The organism is Streptomyces sp. SDr-06, from assembly GCF_003324565.1.
In the GTDB taxonomy this organism is placed as follows: Bacteria; Actinomycetota; Actinomycetes; order Streptomycetales; family Streptomycetaceae; genus Streptomyces.
Map to the genome: position 1 here is coordinate 192,388 of NZ_QOLA01000010.1, position 19,757 is coordinate 212,144.

At 71.3% G+C, this 19,757-nt stretch carries 12 protein-coding genes; 9 read left to right on the top strand and 3 right to left on the bottom strand.

Annotated elements, in window-relative coordinates:
• Positions 1 to 350 precede the first annotated feature (350 nt).
• Positions 351 to 1,343: a sensor histidine kinase gene (locus tag DT019_RS21620; RefSeq protein WP_317617787.1), complete on the top strand. Its 993-nt coding sequence runs from the start codon at positions 351 to 353 to the stop codon at positions 1,341 to 1,343.
• The gene (locus tag DT019_RS21625; protein WP_114038524.1) at positions 1,340 to 1,996 is read left to right on the top strand and encodes a response regulator; all 657 of its coding nucleotides are present in this window, start codon (positions 1,340 to 1,342) and stop codon (positions 1,994 to 1,996) included. The genes DT019_RS21620 and DT019_RS21625 overlap by 4 nt, the downstream gene beginning before the upstream one ends.
• Positions 1,997 to 2,027: 31 nt before the next feature.
• Here DT019_RS21625 and DT019_RS21630 read toward each other — a convergent pair whose 3' ends face one another.
• Positions 2,028 to 3,197: an alpha/beta hydrolase family protein gene (locus DT019_RS21630; RefSeq protein WP_114038525.1), complete on the bottom strand. Its 1,170-nt coding sequence runs from the start codon at positions 3,195 to 3,197 to the stop codon at positions 2,028 to 2,030.
• 349 nt (positions 3,198 to 3,546) lie between these two features.
• On the bottom strand, positions 3,547 to 8,136 hold the full coding sequence (locus tag DT019_RS21635) for a cation-translocating P-type ATPase (RefSeq protein ID WP_114038526.1): 4,590 nt from the start codon (positions 8,134 to 8,136) through the stop codon (positions 3,547 to 3,549).
• A 498-nt stretch (positions 8,137 to 8,634) separates the two neighbouring features.
• Between DT019_RS21635 and DT019_RS21640 the strand changes: the two genes are divergently transcribed.
• Positions 8,635 to 10,479 (top strand): glycoside hydrolase family 9 protein, encoded by a 1,845-nt coding sequence (locus DT019_RS21640; RefSeq protein WP_223279696.1) that lies wholly within the window; start codon positions 8,635 to 8,637, stop codon positions 10,477 to 10,479.
• A 15-nt stretch (positions 10,480 to 10,494) separates the two neighbouring features.
• Here the strand turns inward: DT019_RS21640 and DT019_RS21645 are convergent, their stop codons facing one another.
• Positions 10,495 to 11,193 carry an adenosylcobinamide amidohydrolase gene (locus tag DT019_RS21645; RefSeq protein WP_189389802.1) on the bottom strand — a complete coding sequence of 233 codons (699 nt, stop codon included), beginning with the start codon at positions 11,191 to 11,193 and terminating at the stop codon, positions 10,495 to 10,497.
• Between the two features lie 481 nt (positions 11,194 to 11,674).
• On the opposite strand from DT019_RS21645, the gene DT019_RS21650 reads away from it, so the two are divergent.
• The 6 genes from DT019_RS21650 (at position 11,675) to DT019_RS21675 (ending at position 19,535) form a co-directional block, all read left to right on the top strand.
• Positions 11,675 to 12,208 carry an RICIN domain-containing protein gene (locus DT019_RS21650; protein WP_114038529.1) on the top strand — a complete coding sequence of 178 codons (534 nt, stop codon included), beginning with the start codon at positions 11,675 to 11,677 and terminating at the stop codon, positions 12,206 to 12,208.
• A 215-nt stretch (positions 12,209 to 12,423) separates the two neighbouring features.
• Entirely contained in the window at positions 12,424 to 14,286 is a 1,863-nt protein-coding gene (locus DT019_RS21655; protein WP_223279697.1) for a hypothetical protein, read from the top strand.
• 101 nt (positions 14,287 to 14,387) lie between these two features.
• A complete protein-coding gene (locus DT019_RS21660) occupies positions 14,388 to 14,861 on the top strand; it encodes a GNAT family N-acetyltransferase (protein WP_114038531.1) in 474 nt (157 codons plus the stop codon).
• A gap of 361 nt (positions 14,862 to 15,222) precedes the next feature.
• Positions 15,223 to 17,883, top strand: coding sequence for an AfsR/SARP family transcriptional regulator (locus tag DT019_RS21665; protein ID WP_189389804.1), 2,661 nt, complete (start codon positions 15,223 to 15,225; stop codon positions 17,881 to 17,883).
• A gap of 115 nt (positions 17,884 to 17,998) precedes the next feature.
• Positions 17,999 to 18,619 (top strand): hypothetical protein, encoded by a 621-nt coding sequence (locus tag DT019_RS21670; RefSeq protein WP_147267339.1) that lies wholly within the window; start codon positions 17,999 to 18,001, stop codon positions 18,617 to 18,619.
• 220 nt (positions 18,620 to 18,839) lie between these two features.
• Positions 18,840 to 19,535: a TetR/AcrR family transcriptional regulator gene (locus DT019_RS21675; protein ID WP_114038534.1), complete on the top strand. Its 696-nt coding sequence runs from the start codon at positions 18,840 to 18,842 to the stop codon at positions 19,533 to 19,535.
• Positions 19,536 to 19,757: the final 222 nt, after the last annotated feature.

Below are 19,757 nucleotides of genomic sequence, written 5' to 3' on the forward strand. Positions count from 1 at the left end.
AGCGGCGTGCCCGGTCAGGCGGTCGGTGCCCCGTGCGATCCGAACCCGTCGGACTCCTTCGTCCATGACCCGTGGGGCGAGCAACTCCTCCCTCCACGGGCGTACGCCTACAGGGGGACTCCGCGCGGGCGGACGGCGGCTACGCTCCCGGCGTGGATCAACCGATGCCGTCCCCTCCGTGGCTGAGGCGGCTGCCGTCGCCGGTGTGGTCGGCGCTGTATTGGTGTGCCGCCGCTCTGTTCGCGCTCCTGCTGTCCGTCACCACGACGAGTCGGATGGCACCTCCGCCGGCTCACCAGTCTGTCTTCGTGAATGCCCTGCCCCGGGAGGCGGCGGCCATAGTGGCAGCGATGGCCCTGGGATGGGCCCGCCGCCGGCCGCTGCCGGTGTTCGGCGTGCTGTTGGCCGAATCGTGCGCGGCGGCCGCGGTCGGTGCGAAGACCTGGCCGTTCTTCCTGGTGACGGCCATCCTGGTCGGCTGTCTCGCGGCCACGCGGCCGCGCCCGACCGCCGTCGTGGCCGCCTGCGTTGAACTGACCGTCTGGCCCTGCCAGTGGTGGGCCATGGACCACGGCCGGGAGGCTCTCAGCGACGCGGTCAGCATGATGGCCGCGCTCGCGGCGACGGTCGCCATCGCCTGGCTGACCGGCAACTCGGTACGCCAGCAACAGGATTACGCCCGGGCACTGCGCACCCAGGTGCTCACGGCCGAGCGCCTGCGGATCGCCCGGGAGGTGCACGACACGGTGGCGCACAGCATGGGCGTCATCGCGATCCAGGCCGGCGCGGCAGCCCTGGTCCTGGACGCCCGACCGCAGGACGCGCGCAAGGCGCTCGCCGCCATCGAGACCACCAGCCGCGAGACGCTGGCCGGACTGCGCCGCATGCTCGTCTCGCTGCGCCGAGCCGACGACGACACGGCAACGCGGCCCGTGGCAGCGGGCCTGGAGGCCGTCGACCGGCTGGCCGAGACGACCGCTGACGCCGGGGTGCGGGTCGAGGTGCACTGGCAGGGCGAACGGCGGCCGCTGCCACCCGAGGTCGACATGGCCGCCTTCAGGATCATCCAGGAGTCGGTCACCAACACGGTGCGCCATTCCGGCGCCCGGCATTGCCAAGTGTGCGTGGACTACGGGGACGAGGAGTTGGCTATCGAGATCACCGACGACGGGTGCGGGGCCGACCGGGCCGGCGGACGAGCAGAGGTGCGAGCCGGTGCCACGTCGGGGTCAGGACTCGGGATAACCGGCATGCGGGAACGGGTCGCCTTGCTGCATGGCCGCTTCAGCGCGGGCGCCAGGCCCGAGGGCGGCTTCCGAGTGGCGGCGAGGCTGCCGGTATGACGACCCGAGTGGTTCTGGCCGACGACCAGGAACTGGTGCGCGCCGGACTGAGCATGGTCATCACGGGTCTGCCCGACCTGGACATCGTGGGCGAGGCCGCAACCGGAGCCGAAGCGGTCCACCTGGCCCGTGAAGTCCGGCCCGACGTCGTGGTGATGGACATCCGGATGCCCTCCATGGACGGCATCGAAGCCACCCGGGCCATTACCGCGGATTCCCCGACACCACGCGTCCTCATCCTCACCACCTTTGACGACGACGAGAACGTCTACGCCTCGCTCCGCGCCGGGGCCAGCGGGTTCCTGGTCAAGGACATGGCGCTGACGGACATCATCGCGGCGATCCGGGTGGTCGCGGTCGGAGACGCCCTGATCGCGCCGAGCGTCACCCGCCGCCTCATCGAGGACTTCGCCGGGCGCCCGACGCCCACCCGGCACCCTCGGCGGATCGACGGCATCACCGGCAGGGAACGTGAAGTGCTGACCCTGGTCGGGCGGGGCTTGTCCAACTCCGAGATCGCCCAAGAGCTCTTCATCGGGCCCGCCACCGCCAAGACACACGTGGCGCGGCTGCTGACCAAGCTCCAAGCCCGCGACCGCGTCCAACTCGTCATCGCCGCCTACGATGCGGGCCTGGTGTCTCCGTCCGGCTGAGCCGACGGGAACGAGGACACCGCGCACGGTCTTACGGGAGCTGGACTGCGACCTCCGGCTCGTCCGGGGACGGCCCGTCCAGCAGGGGCTCCGGTTCGCCCTTCAGCTGGAGATCGAAGAAGTCCCCGAGGTAGGTCCGGGTGATGGCCAGACCGCGCAGCGGCGCGATCGCCCCGGGAGGACCGGGCCGGCCCACCGCCTGGGAGAGCAACGGCAGATCGCTGAAGGTGCCGTGCTCGGCGCCGGCCACGGTGAGCCGGCGCTTCCAGCCGTCCAGGCTCGTCCAGGCGTCGTCCCAGCTGTGGTCCATGCCCGGGCTCTCATCGGCCTGGGCGCCGAACAGGAGGAAAGGTCTGCCGTGCAGTCCGGCGGCCGGGACCGGGACCTGGAAGGTGCCGTCCATGTTCACCCCTGCTCGCACCCGGCGGTCGGCAGCCATGGTCACGGCGGCAGCGTCGCCGCCGATGGAATGCCCGGCCATGCCGATCCGTCGCCGGTCGACCAGATGGGCACGGGACCAGGGCGAGTGAGTGGACGTCAGCTGGTCGATGACGAAGGAGGTGTCTTTCGCCCGGCTCTCGGCGACGGCCGCCATCCCGCCCGTCGGTGGCCGGTCGCAGATGGCGCACGGCAGGGTCTGTCCGTCGGGGAAGGTGACGCCGGGAGTCTCGTAGGTGTGGTCGATCAAGGCCACGACGTACCCGCGACTGGCCAGATCCTCGGCGACGCTGCTGAACAACGCCCGCGGGAAGGTGAAGCCGGGCGAGAGCAGCACCAGCGGGAACCGGCCGTGCGCCGGCCGCGCGTCCGCGCGCGACCACGTGCGAACGCCGGCCAGCGCCTCGGGCGGAAGACCGGAGCCCGGAGCCTTGCGCTCCAGGAACAGCCGCGCCTCGTCCGGGGTCATGTAGGAAGCAGGGACCCCGCTCCCGGGCCGGGCCGGGTAGTACATCGACACCATCAACTGCCGCGCCCCCGCTGACGGCACCCACGGGTCCTGGCGATGCCGGTCGACGAGGTGCAGCGGGTCCCGGCCGACCGCGTACGGGCCGGTGGGGCGCGGCAGTTCAGCCGTGAAGCCAACCGGTGCCGGCATGGCGGAGACCGGCGCGGCGGCCAAGGAGGGCGGCGCCGCGACCATCGGCCACGGCAGAACGAGAGTGAGCGCGGCGGCCGCAGCCGCCCGGCGGATACTGGTCATGCCCCAGAAACTAGGCCGCGGAGCAGCCCCCCGACGTCAGCTCCGGAGCGGACAGCCGCATCCGCTTTCGGGTGGATCCCCCTCCCCTCGCAGGCGGACCAAGACCCCGTCCCCAGCGGTCAGCGGTCAGCGGTCAGCGGTCAGCGGTCAGCGGTCCAACGCACGGTCGGTGCGCGCACCGGCTACAGCACGCCCTTCACCCCCTCGGCTCTTCCACTTCTCCGGCCCGAGCGCGACCAGGGCACGCGGGGCCGCTCGCAACTTGCGCCGCCGCAAGGAACATGAGGCACCTCCAGTCGGCAGGAGAGGTGAGCAACCAGGCTCCCTGGCAGGCAGACGCCGGGGCGAGTCAGTGCGTGGCGGAGAGGAAGGGGCGCAACATGGAGGGGGCGTCGGACAGGAGCCGCTCGACAAGCGGCATGGCTTTGTGGCCGATGGCGGCCGCGCCGATCGATGCCGCGACGCCTGCCCACGCCACCGGCCCCAGGGGTGTGCACCCGAAGAAGTGGCTGAGGCCGGGCGTTTGCACGAGGACTGCCAGGGCGGCGGCCGAACCGAGTGCGGTGGCCAGGACCAGGGGGCTTCGGCCTCGTCCGTTGAGGGTCTGGGTGAGTTGCGCACCGACGAGTCCGCACAGCGCCATGGTGCTGGTGCGGCGGGCCGTGCCCGGGGTGAGTGTGCCGATGAGCCAGGCAGTGCCCGCGCCGAGCCCGGTCACGAAGCCGCGTTGCCGGATCTGCCGGGTCAGCGGCTCTCCGAGGGCTGCGACACCCGCGCACACCGAAGTCTCCTGGTCCGTTGCGGCATTGGACGCTGAGGTCGGCTCGTCTTGAGGGGTGACCGCCACTGCCATGGCGGGGAACATGTCGGTCAGCAGGTTCACCAGGAGGAGTTGGCGGGCCGACAGGGGCGAGGAGCCGCCGAGCAGCGTGCCGAACACGGTGAACCCGACTTCTCCCGCGTTGCCGCCGATGAGGATGCTGATCGCGTCGGCGACGCTGCGCCACAGGGCCCGGCCTTCGGTGACGGCGGCGAGCAAGGGTGTCAGTTCATTGGTGGTGAGGATCAGGTCGGCTGCGTTGCGGGCGGCTGCGGAGCCGCGTACGGCCATGCCGATCCCTACGTCCGCCGCGCGGATGGCTGCGGCGTCGTTGGCACCGTCGCCGATCATCGCCACCACGCGGCCGGTTTCCCGCAGCGCTTCGACGACTTGGAGCTTCTGCTCGGGGGCGACGCGGGCGATGACCTGGCAGTCGGCCAGCAGACGAGCCCGGCCGGTCCGGTCCAGGGCCGCGAGTTCATCGCCGGTGGTCACGGTGACGTCCTGGGGCCAGCCCAGGCTGCGGGCGATGGCTTGGGCCGTGTCCGGGTGGTCTCCGGTGAGCATGACCGGCCGTACCCCGGCCTCGCGCAGCTGGGCGACCACCGGCGCGGAACTGGGACGGGGGGTGTCGGCCAGTGCGACGAAGCCGACGAGTTCCAGGCCTTTCAACGGCTGGTCAAGGATGCCGGACGTCTCGTCGGCCTCAAGCCGCCGCTGTGCGACGGCGAGGATCCGCAGACCTTGGCCCGCGAGCGCTTGCGCAGCGGTGTGGGCGGCCTCGTCGACACCTTCGCAGCAGGCGAGCAGCACTTCCGGGGCGCCCTTGGCGACCAGCGTGGCAGATCCGTCGGCCTCCTCGCCGATGGCGCAGGCGTAGCCCCGGCTGGCCTCGAAGGGCTGGACCTCGGCCTGCTTCCAGCGCGCATCGTTCGGCGCTGAGGCCAGGATGGCTTCGTCCGTTACGTGGGCGGGGCCCGCTTCATCGGTGGTCTGCGGGCAGGCGCGGGCCGCGACCCGCAGGACCGGCTCCGCCCGCGGGGCGTCAGCCGCGAGAGTGGCCCCGTCGGGGGTGACCGCGTGCACCAGGAGCAGCCGGTTTTCGGTCAGGGTGCCGGTCTTGTCGAAACAGACGGTGTCCATGCGGCCAAGTGCCTCAAGGGCGCGGGGACTTCGGACCAGGACACCGTGGTGGCTGAGGCGGCGGGCGGCGGCCATTTGCGCCACGGTGGCCACCAGCGGCAGCCCTTCGGGGACCGCTGCCACCGCCACGGCGACGCCGCCGCCCACAGCTTCCCGGGCCGGGCGTCCGCGCAGGAGCGAGAGGACCGTGACCGCCGCGCCGCCGGCCAGAGTGAGCGGCAGGACCTTGCGGGTCAGTTCGTGCAGACGGGCCTGAACACCCTTGGCGGACGAGGAGTGTGACGCCAGGTGGGCCGCCCTTCCCGCTTCGGTTTGCTCGCCGGTGCCGACGACGGCCGCCCGGGCCTGTCCGGCCACTACGGTGGTCCCCTCGAAGACCATGCAGCTCCGGTCCGCGACGGCGGCCTGCGGGGTTGCGTCCGTCTGCTTGAGCGCGGGCAGTGACTCGCCGGTCAGTGAGGATTCGTCGACTTCCAGGTCGGCGGCCTCCAGCAGCCGGGCATCGGCGGGCACCACGTCACCGGTGCGCAGTTCGATCACGGCACCGGGCAGCAGCTTGGCGGCGTCGACGCTGGTCACGTCCGCGGTGTCTCCCTCCTCGGCGACGAGGCGCGCTTTTTGCTTCTGGGTGGTGGCGAGGGCGGCCAGGGCGTGTTCGGCGCGCAGCCGTTGCACACCGCCGACCACCGCGTTGACGGTCATGGCGCCGGTTACCAGCAGGGCGTCCACGGGTTCTCCGAGCATCGCGGATGCCGCGGCGCCGATGGCCAGGATCGGGGTGAGGGGGTCGTTCAGCTCGGCTTTCACCGCGGTGATCAGTTGCGCCGTGAGCCGGGCCGGGGCGAAGACCGGCAGTTGCCGGATGGACTGGGTCTTCTCCCGCGCCGTGGCTCGCAGCGCGAGCAGCGGACTGGCCGCGGAGCGCGGTGTGCCGGCCAGCCGCGCGAGGGCTTGCTCGGCCGGCAGGGCATGCCAGGGCACCCGGGGTCGCGGGCACGGCCCCGGAAGGGCAGCCAGGCGCGCGGCAGTCCGCCATCCGGAGAGCATGGCCGCCGCGGTGGCGGCGTCGACGGGGCTGAGTCGGGGGCCCCATGCGGACAGCGCCCGGCGGGCCGGGGACTTTCCGGTCAGGAGCATGAGCCCGGCCAGGGTGGCGCCTGCCTGAGCGAGGGTCTTGGCATGCCGACCGGTCTTCTGCGCGCCGGGAATTGCGGCCAGCAGCCGCCAGGCACCTTCGAGCCCGTCGAGGGCAAGGGCATCCGCGTCCCACACCACCGCGCTGGGCACATCGGTGACCGCCACCGCGAAGTCGCCGGCCAGCAGTGCCTCCACGATGTCTCCGCCTGCGGCGTCCGGACCTTGCTCCTCGGCCGGGCCCTGCGGGACACGGGCGACGGTCATCACCACGCGGCCTCGCTCGCGCAGGTTCCGTACCACCTCCGCCAGGGGTTGCGCTTCGGGCACGATCTCGTCGGCCAGTGCCGAGAAGTCGCCGAGCGAGGCGTCCTCGGGCACGATGACGTGCAGCCCGGCTCGGCGTGCCGAGTCCAGCACCGGTTCGGCGAGGGGGTCGGTTTCCCGGCCGACCAGCACGGTTCCGACGTCTTCGCCGTCCGGCGTGGAGGCGATCATCAAGTTGCTGGTTTCGGACGGGGCGTGATCAGGTACCGGTCGCAGTCTGACCTGTCGTTCCTCACCAGGCTCCGTGGAGTCCTGGCCCTGCAGGGCCGCGGTGGCCGCCTGCCAGAGCTGGGGGCAGTCCCAGTGGGCGACGCTCGGATGCGCCTCGAGGACGGTACGCCCCGTGGTGCACAGAGCTTGGGGGTGCAGGACGACGGTGTCGATGCGCTCCAGTTGCCGGAGCCGCTCGGTGTCGCGGATCAGGACGTTCTGCCCGGCCAGGGCGATGCCCAGGACCGTGGTGAACGCCACCGGCCCGTAGCGGGCCGCCTTCGGAGAGCCTGCCAGTACTGCCTCGGCGGCCTGCTCGGCATCGCGGGTGGCCAACAGGGTCGCGCCCGCGCCGACCAGGCTCCCGGTCACGGCCTGGTCGGCGTACTCCTGGCCCTCGGAGCGGTCCATCGCGGGGCGCGAAAGCCGCTGGCCAGGCACGCTCGTACGGTCCGGAACGCACAGCGCGTCGTGAGCCGCCTCGAACGCGGCGCCGCGCGCTAGAGCCTCCATCAACTGGCCGCTTCGCAAGCCGAGATCGAGGACCAGGGACACAGGTGATTGGCCGATGCCGTGGGCGGCGGCGGTGGCCGCCGCGAGGACCATCTCGGCGCCGGAACTCCCGAGCCGATCACGCAGTGCCGCCCGTACTCGGGTGTCCTCGCGTACCAGCGACACAGCGGCGGTGACCAGCCGAGGTGAGCGCTTCCAGCGCAGCGTCCGCGCGGTCGCGGCGGTGGCGATCGCGGCCGCATCGCATGCCAGGGCGAACGCCCCGGAGCGGACACCGCCGGTACTCCCCGGATGCGTGCGCGCCCGCACCGGTTCCTCGGGCCGTCGCAGCCCATACCGGGCAGCGACCTTCTCCGCTTGGCGCGCCACGCGGTCGACGAGTGCGCTCTCGCTGACCTGGACCACCAGGCGCGCCAGCCCGCCGTCCCAGTAGGCGGTCACCACCTCCGGATGCTCGGCGAGCGCACTCGCCACGCGTTTGGCCGCCGACTCCAGGCCACGAGCCCCGCGCCGCCCGGCCTTCTTGGAGTCGGGCTCGAGCGCCACGTGCATCCGAGAACCAGCCCGCCATTCGCCATCGCCGGGCAGCATGGCGTTGCGGACGACCCGGCCGAGCCTGACGGCCGTGGTGGAGGCCGCCGTCGCGGTCCGCAGCCCCGCCTCGGCGGCGTCGACCGTGACACGAGCCGCGAGACCTGCCGCCGGGGCGGCGCTGCGTGCCATGAGACCGGGGACGGCCAGCGCGAGGTCAAATCCCGCTGCGGGCAGGCGGGTCAGCAGACGCAGAACCATGTCCAACCTTCACCGTGAGCGTTCCGGCGGCTGCCCGAACAGCAGGGCCGCGATACAGACAGGTAGTCGGTTACCCGCAGTGCCCCACATGATGCGGACAATCCGCCCGGCGGACAGGGATCGACACCGCGACCGTCGCCATGTTCACCCCCCACCCGTCCGGGCGCCCTGCGCGAAGGCTGTGAGCCATGTGGCCCAGAGCGCCTCGCGTCACCAGACCTTGTCCGAAGTCCTGATGGCTGAACTTCCCCTCCGAGATGGCGATCATGACCGAGCGCCGACAACAGGACGGACGCGGAGATACTCACCCCGCCCATCGGCCCGGCCGATACCCGCCCTACTGTGGACGAGCACCTCGCCGGCTCACCGCCTCTCCCTACAAACCCCACCAGCGGCATGGAGCAAACTCCGCGGAGCACCCTGCTTCCGGTCAGCCGCGCCCTGTCATTCAAGAGAAGGCAGTCCGACCCGATGGCTTCAGGCCTCACCCGTCCCCGCTTGTTCATTCTCAGCCTCGCGCTCACGCTCAGCGCGGCCGGCGCCGTCTGGTACGCGCTGCCCTCACACGGGCATCCCGGGCCGGTGACCATCCGAGTCGACCAGGGCGGCTACGCCAGCAGTGAGCACAAGACCGCCTTCGCGATGGGCTCGGACGACGAACTCGCGGGGGCGCGGTTCGACGTGGTCGACGCCGCGGGGAAGGCCGTCCTGTCCGGTTCCCCCGGACCCCGCACCGGCGCGTGGAACGCGGCATACGAATCCGTACGCACCCTCGACCTCTCCGCACTCACCAAGGCCGGCAGCTACCGGCTGCGCCTGACGGGCACTGCTGACGCCACCTCACCTCCCTTCGTCGTGGCTCCCGCGAACCAGCTGATGACGGACCTGGCAGCGGACAACGTTCGCTTCTTCCAGGCGCAGCGGGACGGCGCCGACATCATTCCGGGCGCGTTGGGGCGCAAACCTTCCCACCTCGCGGACCGTTCGGCGAGCGTCTACGCCGCTCCCCACTACAACCGCGACGGCACCGAACTGACCGCGCCGCTCCAGAAAGTCAGCGGTCCCGTCGACGTGTCGGGCGGCTGGTTCGACGCCGGGGACTATCTCAAGTTCACCCACACCGCCTCCTACGCGACCGCCCAGCTGCTGCTGGCACAAAGGACATCGCCCGCGATACCCGGGCTCGCGGCCGAGGCCCGGCACGGTCTGTCCTGGCTCGACAAGATGTGGGACGGCCGCACCCGCACGCTCTACGCACAAGTCGGTATCGGGGCCGGCACCAAAGACCTGCACAGCGACCACGACGTGTGGCGCCTTCCGGAGGCGGACGACGCGCTGAAGGTGCACGACGGGGACGCGGACCACCTCGTCAAGTTCCGTCCGGTTTTTATGGCCAACCATCCGGGCGCGCCCTTGAGCCCCAACCTCGCGGGCCGGGTCGCCGCCACCTTCGCGCTGGCCGCGCAGACCGAAGCATCCCGCGATCCGGCCGGCGCCCGCCAGTGGCTGGAGAAGGCTGCCGCGGTCTACGGCCAAGCCGACACCCAAGGCGCTCCTGCACTGGTCACGACCTTCCCGCACGCCTTCTACAGCGAGGACTCCTGGCAGGACGACATGGAGTTCGGAGCCGTCGAACTGGCCCTGGCGGCAAAGGCGCTGGGTGACAACCGGGCGGCCCTGTGGCACACGCAGGCCAGCGATTGGGCACGTGCCTACCTGGCCTCCGGAAACCTCGGCACGCTCGGCGTCTCCGACGTCAGCGCGCTGGCCCACGCGGACCTGCTGCGGCTCGGCCCGTCGGAGGCCGCCGTCGCCGATCTGCGCAGGCAACTCGCCGACGGCGAGCGCCGCGCCGCGAAAGACCCCTTCCAAGCCGGCGCGGTCTATACGGACTTCGACGCCGTGCCCCACACCTTCGGCCTCGTGGCCACAGCCGCCCTCTATGCACAGGCGACCGGCGACCACCGCTACAGCGCCTTCGCCACCCAGCAGCGCGGCTGGGCACTGGGCGCCAACGCCTGGGGCACCAGCTTCATGATCGGCACGGGCGAGGTGTTCCCGCACTGCCCCGCCCACCAGGTGGCGAACCTCGCCGGCAGCCTCACCGGGCAAGGAGCATTGCTGCGCGGCGCGGTCGTCAATGGACCAAATGGATCCAAACAACTCTCGGACCGCGGCACCCTGGAGTCAACGCGCGCCTGTGACGCCGGCTCGGCCACGTGGAAGCGGTTCGACGGCAAGGGCGCCCGCTACCTCGACCAGGTAGGAGCCTGGCAGACGGTCGAACCCGCCGACGACTTCACCTCGACCGCACTGCTCGCCTTCGCCCTGTCCGCAACCTGAAAATCCCCGGACCGGTCAGGGGCGCGGCGCTCCAGCCACCGGTCCTGCGGCGGCACGTACGGCTCCGTGGACGGCGCGGGCCACTCGCGCACCCCACAGCGAGCGGGGCCCTGCGAAGGCCTCGGACTCGACACCGGCTCGCGGAGACCGGGCGGCGATACACACGGCGTCCGTGGGAGTTCCGGAGCAGTCGTATCCACTGTCCAGCAGCGCCTGCACCTTGGCTTCGGTGGCGGTCGCCACGGCGTTGACCAGGGCGCCGTCGGTCAAGGCGACGGGCAGGGCAACAACGATGTTGATCGTGCCGGGCCGCGTTGGGGCGGCGGTGCCCTCCGCAGGGGAAGCGGCCCATCCGCGCACCCCGAGACCCACGGTGGCGACTGCCTCTGCGCCGCCGTCGTGCGCGCGACCGTACGCGCCGGCGTCGGCGGCCGTCATCAGCCCGACCCCGGGCCCGCGGACGCCGGCATCACGGGCCAGATCAGCCAGATGCCGGTCGGGGTCGGCTCTCCGGTAACCGTGGGACACCTGGGCGTTGAGAACCCAGGCCCGCTCTCCGATCCCCCCGCCCAGCACAGCACTGCTGATCATCCGCCAACCGCCGCCCGCCCTCCACACCAGGCTGGCCAGCCGTTCACCGTCCTCGATGCGGACGAGTCGCTGCACACGCAGCAAACCAGTGGTTGAGCGGGGAGGCACAAGGACGTCAGTCACCGGACGGATACTCCTGGGGGAACGGGGGCTTCCTGATCGTACGTTGCCCCTCACCTGCGGAGCCGCTGTGCCCGCTTCCCCGGCCGATGCCCGGACATCGGCCGCCGAGGCAGACGACCGGCTCATCGCGGGCGGGTGCGAGGCCGACCGGTGCTGATCCCGTCCGGCATGGCCTGACGGCCCGACGGAAACCCCCTTGGGCACCCGTCAGCCGCCGAACGCCATACCGCGCAGGACCGCGGTTCGGGCTCGCTGCCCGCATCAACGCAGCACGCACCGTCAACGGAATCGGTCGATCCGCTGTCCAAAGCGCCCAGTCTCAGCAAGCCGCGGTCAGGTGAGCACCTCGGCCACTCAGGTGGCAGGCCGCCGATTCAGCGGGAGCCTGCGGGCCGCGGTCAGCTGTCCGACCTCATGATCGCTTCGCAGGAATCGCGCGGCGCGGAGATCTCTCCGCTGTCGCTGGAGACAAGGAGTGCGGATGGCAGGCAGGCTCACCACCAGGTTCTTGCGGTACCCGGCCCGGCTCACGGCTGCCGTGGCCCTGGTCCTCGCGCCCACGGCGGCAGCGGCACACGCCGCGGAGGTAACCGGGTCAGCACACACCGAGGCGAAGACCGTCCGCATCGAGACCGCGGACGTGTTCCACGAGTGTTTGACTCCGCACCCGTCCGGACTCATCTCCCTGGAGACGTGTGGTCGTGGCAGCCAGAGTTTCACGCTCCACGACGTTGAGGACGGGACCTTCGAGATCAAGACCTCCGGTGGCAAGTGCCTCACCGCGGACGAGGCCCCCGACACCGGAGTCGGGCTCGGGCCCTGCGGGGAACGCGACGGCCAGAACTTCAGGTTCGACCCGTCCTTCCTCGCCCCCGGAATGCAGTACACGATCAAAACGACGAGCGACCGGTGCCTGACCGCGGACCGCACGCAAGACCTCTCCTACGTCAAGCAGGCGAGCTGCTCTCCCCATGGCGCCAGGCAGAAGTTCAACCTGCCGGAGCAGGACATCTGATCCCAGCTTGAAGCCGAGCCCGGCTTTGAGGAGCACGTCATCGCTCCCCGGGGCCGCGGCATCGGCATCCATGACGTGCAGCTGAGTGAGGGCCTTGGGGGGCCTGGGCCGAGAGCCTTGTCCCACCCTGAGTCGGCGGAGATCATGATCGTGTGCAACATCGAGAGGGACTCCACGAGCTACTCGTACGCGTCGGACTAACGGTCGTCGAGGACGTGTGCCCGGGCACCCTGTTCCCGCCGGAAGCCGCTTGGCGGATCGCGCGGGGCATCGCGGCGCCGGACGGCGCGGCCCGGGAAGCGCTCAACGACGCGTGGTGGCGCCGTCTGTGCGGTGCCGACGGCGAGTTCCTGGTGGCCGTCCTCGGGCACCGGATCGGGGGCAACGACTCCTGGTGGACCCGGGTCCGGCACGCTGGGATCGGTGTGCCGGGGCTGACCGGCGGCCCGGGGTTCGTGGCGCTCTCCCTCGACGGGCAGGTGCTGGTGGCGGAGGTGCCCGTGGCGGGCGGGTCTCATGTGACGGCTCTTGACCGGTTGCCGGAGAGGCTGGAGGAGGCGGCCCAGGCTGCCGGACGCGAGACGGAGGTCGAGCGTGCCGAGGTGTGGGCAGCCGTGCCCGGCCCGCACGCGTGGCCTCTGCACTGGGCGGAGGGGATCGGGTCCAATTCGGCCGCCACGGACGAACTGCTGATCGGGCTGCTCGATGTGGAGGACGGCTTCTTGCACGGATGCGACCGGCCGGCCGTTCTCGACGCCGCCGTGGCACATCCCGATCCCCAGGTGCGGTCAAGACCCGCAGACGCCTTCCGGCCCAAGCTCACGTCCCATCAGTGGATACGCCTGGTCCGTGCCGAGCCGTCGCCGGCGCAACGCGTGCTCTGGGCGCAGCACGCCTGCGCCTGGGGCGTTGAACTCCCCGAGGATCTGTACGACGACCTCCTCGCCGGGCCCTCCCGCGCAGCAGCCGCCGAGCTCCCGGCGCTCCCCGCACGGTGCCTTGCCGACCTCGCCGTTGACACCGACCCCCGGGTGCGGGCGACGGCCTGTGCCCGGTGGGAGGACCTCACTGCGCCGCTGCGTGAACGGCTGCTGACCGACCCGGACTCCGCAGTGCGAACGGCTGCGCTGCTCGCCCACCACACCGGCGTGCCCATGCCCCGCGAGGTTTTCGTCGCCCTGCCCGACCCACGCCAGGCGCTCGAACGGTGCCGCCTCGCACCCGAGCTGGAGGCGGAGCTGGTTCGGGACGGGGACACGGAGGTGCGCCAGGTGCTCGCCGCCAACCCGCGTCTCGACGCGCACGGCGTCGCCGCTCTCGCCAAAGACCCTCAGGCCGCCATCCGCGCCGCGGTGGCCCTGCGCCCGGACCTCACCGAGGAGCAACGTGCTGCGGTCCGCCACGACTTCGACCCGACGGGGATGTCGCACACCCTGCCGTGGGTCGAGGACCTGCACGGCGACGCCGACGCGATGCGCCGTCTCGCGGCGTCGTCCCACCCGCTGATCCGCCGCAGCGTGGCCCGGGCGCGGCACCTCCCGCCGGACGTCGTGGCGCGCCTGGCGCGGGATGACGACCGGGTGGTCCCCCTGTTCCTCGCCGAATCGTGCGAAGACGCCCCGCCCGACCTGCTGTTGGAGGTCTGGCGATGGTGGGACGGCAGCCTCAGCCACCCCGACCGGCCCCGCAGCCATCCCAACTTCCCCCGTGCGGGCCTGCTGCGCTACATCGCCGATCCCAGCGGACGGATGCGTCGCCTGGCTCTGGACGATCCGGAGTCGGCACCGGCCGACGTCGCACGCCTGGCCGTGGATCCCGAAGCCGAGGTGCGCCGCCGCGCGGCGGAGGATCCCCGGCTGTCACCGGCCGACGCCGTGCGGCTCCTGAACGACCCCGACGGTGGTGTCCGGGACGCAGCGGTGCGCAATCCGCGGCTGCCCGTCCGCGTCCTGGCCGGGCTGCTGCACGACCGTGACACCGCATGCCCAGCGGTTGCCAACCCGGCGATCCCGCTTCCCGTCCTGCACCGCATCCTCACCGCTGCCGCGGCCGCGGTGGCCGGGGCAGCCCGACACTGAGCACGGCCACCTCGCACAGCCGCCCAGCCAGTGCTGCCGCGGGCGACGTTCGCCGGTTCAACCCCTGGATCGAGGCTTTGCCGAGCTTGTAGGTTCCCCACGTGCATGATGACGGCAAGACTCGGATCCGATGCGCCGAGGAAGCAGACGCAGCCGTGATCGCGCGCATCCACATGACCTCTCGGTCGGCGACCATGCCCTACCTGCCTCACCAAAAGCGCGGTCACGAGCAGGTGACCAGATGGGTGCAGGACGTCCTGCTCAAGGTGTGCCGGACCTGGGTCGCCGTGCGTGATGCGGAGATCATCGGCTACGCGGCCCTCGACGGCGAGATGCTCGAGCATCTGTATCTGCGCCCGGACGTCCGACGGCAGGGAGTCGGCACGCTCCTGCTCGACGAGGTCAGGCGGCACAGCCCCGCGGGGGTGTCCCTGCACGTCTTTCAGCAGAACACCGATGCCCGCGCATTCTACGAGAGCCACGGTTTCGCCGTCCTCGACACCAACGACGGTGATCGCAACATGGAGAACCTGCCCGACATGACGCTTCGCTGGACACCAAACAGCGTTCAGTGATCCGTACCCGCCGGACGAGCCCAAGGTTATGCGTCGAGCGTTCTTGGGTGACCAACCCCAGGTCCTATTCGTCACATGATGATCTTGATCAGTGGATCATGGCAGGGTGATACGTCGCCATGAACTGTCCGAAGCCGAGGGGGAGTTCGTCAGTGCGCTGCTGCCGGTCTCCTCGCGGGGCCGGAAGCGTTGGACGACCGAGTGTTCGCGACCTGCCCCGGCCCGCCGGGCCGCCGTGAGTCAGAGGTACCGCCCGGAGATATTCTCTGAGGCCAGCGATCTCGGCCCCGCCAGGAGTGTGCACGTACATATGGAGTTCCAGCTCCTTGGACCCGTGGCGGTCAACGGCGGGAGGGGGCCCGTGCCGCTGGGGTCCGCCAAGCGGCAAAGCCTGCTCGCGCTCCTGCTGCTCCGCTCCCCGGCTCCGGTCTCCATCGACACACTCACCGAGGCACTGTGGGAGGACGAGCCGCCGCGACACTCGCGCACCGTCATCCAGGGGCACGTCTCGCGGCTTCGCGCGGTGATCACCGAGGCCGGCCTGGACGCGTACGACGTCGAACTCGTGACGCGGGGGCGGGCGTACGCGCTGCGGCTGCCCGAGACGCTGCTCGACGCCCGCCGGTTCGACGACCTGGTGAAGCTGGCACAGCGCCAGCGCGATCCGTCGGACGGGGCGCTGATGCTGCGCGAGGCGCTCGCACTGTGGCAGGGGCCCGCGCTCAACGGGACGGTCGCCACCGCTCCGCTGCTCGCCGCCGCGGCTGTTCTGGAGGATTCCCGGCTCGCCGCGATCGAACAACTAGCCTCAGTGTACGGGGAGTTGAGAGCACCCGAGCAGGCCGTGACGCTGCTGAGCGAGGAAGCCGTCACGCAGCCGCTGCGCGAACCTCTGATCGCGGCCCTGATCCGGGCCCTGTACCAGGCGGGCCGCCAGTCGGACGCCCTGGAGCAGTACCACCGCACCCGCAAAGAACTCGCCGACGCGCTGGGCGTCGATCCGGGGCCGGTGCTGCGGGCGGCGTACGAGGAGGTCCTGGAGACGAACGCGGTCGCCGAGGGCGGCAGGGGCAGCGCCCATCCGCCCGTACCCGTGTCGGTACCAGACCTGCTGCCCAGGCCACCGCGCGGATTCCACGGACGCAGGACCGAACTCGCGGAGCTGGTCCGCGCCACCGCCACCACGTCGCCCATCGCCCTGGTCACCGGACCGGCCGGGGTCGGCAAGACCTCGCTGGCGGTGCACTGGGCCCACGACCGCGCCGCCGCCTACCCGGACGGCCGTCTCTTCGCCGACCTGCGCGGACACAGCGGCGGAGAGCCGGTCCAGCCCATCGACGTCCTGCGGGAGTTCCTGCTCGCGCTGGGTGTGGAGGCCGCGGCCGTGCCCGCGTCACAGGAGGCCGCGGCGGCGCTGTTCCGGTCCCTGGTCAAAAAGCGGCGGCTGCTCGTCGTACTCGACAACGCCCGCGACTCCGCGCAGATACGTCCGCTGCTGCCCGGCGGCGACGCCTGCACCACCGTCGTCACCAGCCGCGCCCGCCTGGACGCGGTGATGGCCGAGGACTGCGCGACGCCGGTCCCCGTCGAGGTGCTCCACGAGGACGACGCGGCGGGCCTGCTCGCCGAGGCTCTTGGCGATTCCCACGATCCCGATGCCATACGGAAAGTCGCCCGGCTCTGCGACGGACTGCCGCTGGCCCTGCGCATCGCCGCCGCCCGGCTCAAGGGCCGCCGCCACTGGACTGCCGTCGACCTTGCCGCCGAACTCGCCGACGAGCACGGCCGGTTGGTGCTGCTGTCCGCTGAGAACACCGGAGTGGAGGCCGCCCTGCGCGCCTCCGTCGCCTGCCTCGACGCCGCCGATGCCGCGCTGCTTGGCGCGCTCGGGCACTCCTTCACCCGGGAGAGCGACGCCTATGCCGCCGCGGCCGCCGCCGGGGTCGGGCTCACCGAGGCCCGAACGGGACTCGACCGGCTCGCCGCGGCGCACTTGGTCCAGGAGGCGGAACCGGGCCGCTACAGCCTGCACGACCTCGTACGGATCTACGCGCGCGGCCTGCCCCGCGCCGAGAGGACCGACGCGGTCACCCGCCGCCTGGTCGACCACTGGCTGCGGGCGCAGCACGCCGCCGTGGACGTGTTCGACCCCACCGGCTCGCGGACCATTCCGCTGCCCGAAGGTTTCGAAGCAGGGCTCCCCGTACCGCGGTTCGCCGAGCGCGACGCCGTGTTCGACTGGTTCCTCAAGGAGCAGGAATCGCTGATGGCCGCCGTTTCGACCGCCGCCCGGCCCGGCGACGAGGACCGCACCTGGCGGATCGCCGCCCTGCTGTGGCCGCTCGTCCACTGGCACCCGCATCCCGGATGGCAGCAGCCCCTGCACACGGCGCTCGCCGCCGCCGAGCGGATCGGCAGCACCGAGGGCATCGGCTGGCTGCGCGCTGTCACCGGCATGCTGTTCGTGGAGACCGGACAGTTCGCGCGCGCCGAGCCTCTGCTGGCCGGCGCGGTGGCGCCGCTGCGGACCTTCGCCCCCGAGGTCTCCTGCCAGGTCCTCGTCCTGCTCGCCATCGCCCGCCACCGGCGCGGCGATCCGGCCGGCATGCTCGACGCGCTGGCCGAGGCGGTGCACGACGCCCGTACGGCCCGCCATCCCATCGCCGTCACCCTGGAGCAGTACCACGCCACCCATGCCGCCCTGGCCCAGGGCGACTTCGCGGCGGCGGCCGAGCACACGGCCCGCTGCATCGCAGCCATCCCTGAAAACGAGATCGCCGGCTGGCGTCCGCTCATCCTGGAGTCGTACGGCATCGCACTGCACTACAGCGGGCATCACCAGGAGGCCCGCAAGGTGCTGCTCGCCGCAGTCGCCGCCAACGAGGAGGAGGACCTCCCGGCCCGCACGGTACGGGCACTGAACCGGCTCGGGGAGGTTGCCGCGGTGCTCGACGAGCCACACTCCGAGGCCGCGTACCGGGCCAGAGCGGAACAGCTCCAGAAGTCCCTCGCACGGCGCTGACCAGCACCACCACCTGCGAAAACGTCTCGCTTAGTGGAGTGTTAGCGGAATGCCAGCGGCGGGCGGCAAAGTCATGACCGTCAACAAACCTCACCACCACGGGGGACCTACGGTCATGCGTACCGCTCCGCGCAGGAACACCATGCTCGCCATCGCCGCCACTGCGGCGCTCGCCTTCTCACTGACCGCCTGCAACAACGGCGAGGGCACCAAGGACGCCGGCGCCGCCGGCTCCTCGGCAAGCACAAGCGCCTCCACGAGCCCGAGCACGAGCACCTCCACCAGCCCGAGCAAGGAAAGTGCCGCGCCCACCTCGAAGGGCTCGCAGGGCAAGGGCTCGCAGGGCTCGGGTTCCTCCGGCTCTACCGGCTCAGGCTCCTCGGGCTCCGTTGCCGGGTCGGGCTCCGGCGGCGCGGGCGACGACACAGGAGCCAAGGGCGAGTGCGTCAACTCCGGTACCGAAGGCTGCTTCACCGGCACGCTGTCGTACCTGGCCGAGTACAAGATGATGGTGAACAACCAGGCATTCGACGTCAGCGGCGACACCCAGATCCGCGGCGCCGCGGCGATCTGTGGCGCGGCCGACGGTTCCGTCACCGCAGACAACAATGTGGGCACCACCAAGTGCACTTACAACCAACTGGTGAAGGCCGCCAAGATGGGCACCGTCAAGGTGCGGGTCATCAAGGGCGCGGACGGCCTCGCCTCGTCGGTCCGGGAGATCTACCACCCCTGAGGGTGACTCTGGTCCGGCAACGACGGATGGACCCAGGTCGACGAGGTGACCGGTGGGGTGGGTTCATACGGCCTTGATGGTGATCCGGGCTATGGCGATCTGACCGGCCGCGGAAGTGAGGGGATCGCTCCTCCAGGTCCTTCCAGGGCAAGGGGCCAGGGGCCGGGAGCGGCGGACCGGGCACATCCCGCCATGCGAACACGTTCGTTACGATCGGGTTATGAGTGCGCGAAGAGAGCCGATCAGCCGCCGGGAGCGTCCGGCGAAGCCCGCCCTGTCCCGGCGCTGGATTGTGGACACCGCCGTGCGGCTCATGCGGGCAGAGGGGCTGGGGAAGGTCACGATGCGCCGCCTGGCGCAGGAGCTGGACACCGGCCCGGCGTCCCTGTACGTCTACATCGCCAACACCGCCGAGCTGCACGCGGCCGTTCTGGACTTCTTGCTCGGCGAGGTCGATCTGACCGGGCGGGACGGAGGTGAGGGCTGGCGCGAGCAGCTGCGTGCCGTCATGACGTCGTATACCCAGGTGCTGTTCGAGCACCCGCAGCTGGCGCGGGCCGCGCTCGTCGCACGCCCGAGCGGCGAGAACTACCTGCGCCTGGTGGAGCGCATCCTCGATCTCCTCTCACAAAGCGGCGCCGGGCGCGAGCAGGTCGCCTGGGGGGTGGACAAACTGCTCCAGGACGCGACAGCCACCGCCGCCGAGCACGCGACGCGTGAGCACGATCCCGCCTCCGAGGACGACTGGAACGCCACCGTGCGAGCGCTGCACGCCGTGGACGTCGCCACGCATCCGGCGATCGCCGCGCACATGCCCACCCTGATCGGCGGCTCGGTGTCGGACAGGATCCGCTGGAGCTTCGACGTCCTGGTCAACGGCATCGTGCACACACCCGTTCCTGGCGCAGGAGGCTGAGTTCCGGGCGGGTTCGCCCCGCCCTGCCGACGGCCGCCGCTTGGTTGAAAGCAGTTCTCCCGCCGCCCCTGGCCGCCGCACAAGACGTAGCGAACTTGTTCGCAACGAACATGTTCGCTACGGTCTTGTGTGTGGCCGAGCCATTGCCTGCCGATCACGTCCATGCCGACCTTCCCCAGGAGCTTGGCGACGTCGGTGGGGCCGACTCGGCGGACAGAAGCG